The 3187-nt window shown below is 61.4% G+C and carries 4 protein-coding genes; all 4 read right to left on the reverse strand.

What is annotated here, in order from left to right:
* The coding region (locus EN893_RS25855) for an alpha/beta fold hydrolase (protein WP_164901103.1) at positions 1 to 478 on the reverse strand (478 nt) is incomplete at its 3' end.
* A gap of 7 nt (positions 479 to 485) precedes the next feature.
* Positions 486 to 1097 carry a hypothetical protein gene (locus EN893_RS25860; RefSeq protein WP_127272150.1) on the reverse strand — a complete coding sequence of 204 codons (612 nt, stop codon included), beginning with the start codon at positions 1095 to 1097 and terminating at the stop codon, positions 486 to 488.
* 4 nt (positions 1098 to 1101) lie between these two features.
* The gene (locus EN893_RS25865; protein WP_127269038.1) at positions 1102 to 1581 is read right to left on the reverse strand and encodes a DUF3828 domain-containing protein; all 480 of its coding nucleotides are present in this window, start codon (positions 1579 to 1581) and stop codon (positions 1102 to 1104) included.
* Between the two features lie 96 nt (positions 1582 to 1677).
* Positions 1678 to 3187, reverse strand: a 1510-nt coding sequence (locus EN893_RS25870) for an ABC transporter substrate-binding protein (RefSeq protein WP_164901104.1), incomplete at its 5' end; no start/stop codon positions are given.

The raw sequence follows: 3187 nt of genomic DNA on the forward strand, positions 1-3187 counted from the left end.
GCGGCGCAAAAAAGAAAGGTGGGGGGGCGAAAGGCGACGAGCCGATGGCGCCAAGCTTCTGGCCTGGAAAGCGTTGCCGAGCAAAGGTAATAATACGGGCGGCGTCTGGGCCTTCCGAATACCCGAAGCCCTGAACGGCGCCACCGCTCTCTCCATGACCGGAGAGGTCGAACAAGACAACGGAATAGCCAGCGTCGAACAAGAGCTTCGCCCTTTGAACCAAGGCCAGCCTGTTGGCGCCGCGCCCATGTAGCAGCACAATCGCACCGCAACTGCCCTTTCGATCGGCTACCCAGCCGACAAGCTCGGGCGCATCGGCCTGGTCGAGTACGACGCGCTCGACGGAGAAGTCGCCAGGCGCTGCCAGAGCTTGCCGCGGCTGGCGAGCGACTAGTATCGTGCCGATGTGCCAGTCGAACACGCCCCCGGCAACGCCGAGTCCGACCAGCACGATGGCTAGCGAAAAGCAAAGCTTCATCGCCGGTTCATTCGCACTGATACTGGCTGAGTGCCCATTCGCCGGTCACCGACAATAGGTCCGATATCTTCCAGTCGCCGTCGACCCTCTTGAATTTCCATTCCAGCCGGTGCGGGTTGCCCGATATGACGAAGGCGACGATGACCTTGGCCTGGTCGCCGTTGATCGCCTCGAGCGTCTTCAGGCTCTTGTCGATCTCGGCCTTGTCGTAATCGGCATTGTCGAGCGCCATGTTGGGGTCGAGGCACTCGCCCTGCCCGGATTTGCGCAACGCGTCGCTCTTGTCGAGCACGGTTTTGGCCGGGTCGATGAAATGGCTTCGCTCGGCCGGATCGATCTCCAGTCCGACCTGATCGTAAAACGGCCGCACCACGGCGGTCGGCGAGCCCGGCTGGATCGGTGCGGCGGGCGCGGCTTCGGCTGGCGACCATCCCACCGGCGGCGTGGCCGGTTCCGCCGCTCCGCCCGGCGCATTTGCGGGCGGTGCCCCGCTGTCGCCCGGCTGGGTGCCGGCCGGGGCGTTTGCCGGCGGCGCACCCAACAAGCCTTGCGCGGCGGCGCCGCTCAGAGCCGCCAGCAGGCACACACCCGACAGCGCCAGGAACCGGCGATGGGCCATCGCTTCACTCCGGCGTCTGGCCGGCCATGCATTCCAGCGCGCTGAGCGTCCAGTCGCTGGTCTTGGAAGCGATGTCCGATATCTTCCACTTGCCGTCGATCTTCTTGAGCGACCAGAGCATTTCACGTTTGGAATCATCGCCCTCGGAGAACAGGCTGAAGGATGCCGTGACCTGTGCGTTATCGCCATCCAGCTTCTCAGACAGTTTCAGCGTTTTCGAGACGGTTTTCTGATCGAAATCCTGGGCGTCGAGACCAGGATCGAAATCGATGCAGGCGACCTGGTCCGGGTTCGTCTTCGTTGCCTGGTCGTTCAGCTCGAACAGTTTCGTCACCGGTTCGGTGAACCGATCCCGATATTGTTCGTCGGCCTCGAACTTGACCGCCGGGACATAGAAGAACTTCACCGCGTCGGAAGCCGGTCCGGCGACGGCGGCGCCCGGCAGGGCTATCGAAAGGGCGGCAACGAGCACTGTCAGTCTCATGCAGAATCTCCGGCTTTTGATGGCTTGAGCCTATCAATACCACGCATCCTGCATATCGGCTTTTTTGCGGCTCATGAAGTCCTGCCGCGCCTTGTTTCAGCCGTCCAGCCAGACGTTCTGAAGGTCCATCTCGAATGTCTGGTGGACACCATAGTTCTTCACCTTCTTGTTCTGGTGGCTGTAGAGCTTCTGCCAGAACGGCTGAATAATGACGCCCGAATCCTGCAGGATCTGCTCGACATCCTTCATGACCTCGCGTCGTTTCTCCACGTCGATGAGCGATAGCGCCTGCTTGAGCTTGGCGTCGAAATCGGGGTTGGAATATGCCGATTCATTCCAGGCCTCGCCGGTGCGATAGCCGAGCGCCAGCACCTGGACGCCAAGCGGGCGCATGTACCAGATCGTCATCGAATAGGGATATTTCGTCCAGTCGTTCCAGAAGGTCGAACCCGGCAGCACCGTGCGCTTCACCTTGATTCCGGCATCGCGCAGCTGGCCGGCAATGGCGTCGCCGGTATTCTTCTGCCAATCGTCCTCGATGGTGATCAGCTCATGCTCGAAGTCAGCCTGTCCGGCTTCCGCCATCAGCTTCTTGGCGCCGGCGGCGTCGCGTGTCTTCTTGGGCAGCGGATAGTATTCCGGATGGATCGGGGCAACGTGGTGGTTTTCGCCAGGGGTGCCTCGCCCGGCATAGCCGAGTTGGAGGACCGCATTGTTGTCGACGGCCATTTGCAGGGCGTTGCGCACCCGCTGGTCATCATAGGGCTTGTGGGTGATGTTGGTGCGGGCAACCAGCGTCGTCGCCGTCGCCACCTCCGATTTCACCAGATCCATCTTGTCGAGAATGTCGATGAAGTCGGCGGGCGACTCGAAATTGAGGTCGATCTCACCGGATTCGAACGCGTTCACGGTGGCGTTGAAATCGGTGCCGTAGTCGATGAACTCGACGCTGTCGAGCGGCGCTTCACCACCCCACCATTTGCCATTCTCGCGACGCTTGACGACCGCCTTCTGGCCGACATCGTAGGAGACCAGTTCGAACGGTCCCGTGCCGATCGGCTTCTTGATCGGATCGGCACCGTCGGCATCGAAGTTGCGATGCACGACGAGCGCCGGATAGTCGGTGAAATTCGGGATCAGTGAAATGTCTGGTTCGCTTAGCTTCAGCTTGACCGTGTTGTCGTCGACCTTGGTGATCGCGCCATCCCTGGCCTTGCCGGTCTTTGCGTCGATCAGCGCGCCGACACGGGCGGCCATGGAATTGCCGGCGACATTCTTCTCGCACCAGCGCGTCAGATTGTGAGCGACGTCATCGGCGTTGAAGGCATCGCCGTTGTTCCATGTGATGCCCTTGCGCACATGCAGCACGTATTCGGTGGCGTCGTCATTGATATCCCAGCTTTCGAGCAGGACCGGCTCGAAGGTGAACTGCCTGGTATAGCGGACAAGCGGCTCCAGCCAGCAGCGCGAAATGTTCGCCAGCTCAACCCAGTCGTAGGTGCGCGGATCCTTCTGCCCCTTCACCGACATCGAGACGCGCAGCGTTCCGCCTTTCTTCGGCTCTTCGGCCAAGGCCCGATCCGGCACGGCAAGGCCGATCATGGCG

Origin of the sequence: Mesorhizobium sp. M7A.F.Ca.CA.004.04.2.1, from assembly GCF_004022825.1 — a bacterium.
GTDB lineage: Bacteria > Pseudomonadota > Alphaproteobacteria > Rhizobiales > Rhizobiaceae > Mesorhizobium.

Bases quoted from the DNA above. Each gene is read 5' to 3' on its own strand.
- EN893_RS25860 (WP_127272150.1), bottom strand. From the start codon at position 1,097: ATGGCCCATCGCCGGTTCCTGGCGCTGTCGGGTGTGTGCCTGCTGGCG.
- EN893_RS25865 (WP_127269038.1), bottom strand. From the start codon at position 1,581: ATGAGACTGACAGTGCTCGTTGCCGCCCTTTCGATAGCCCTGCCGGGC.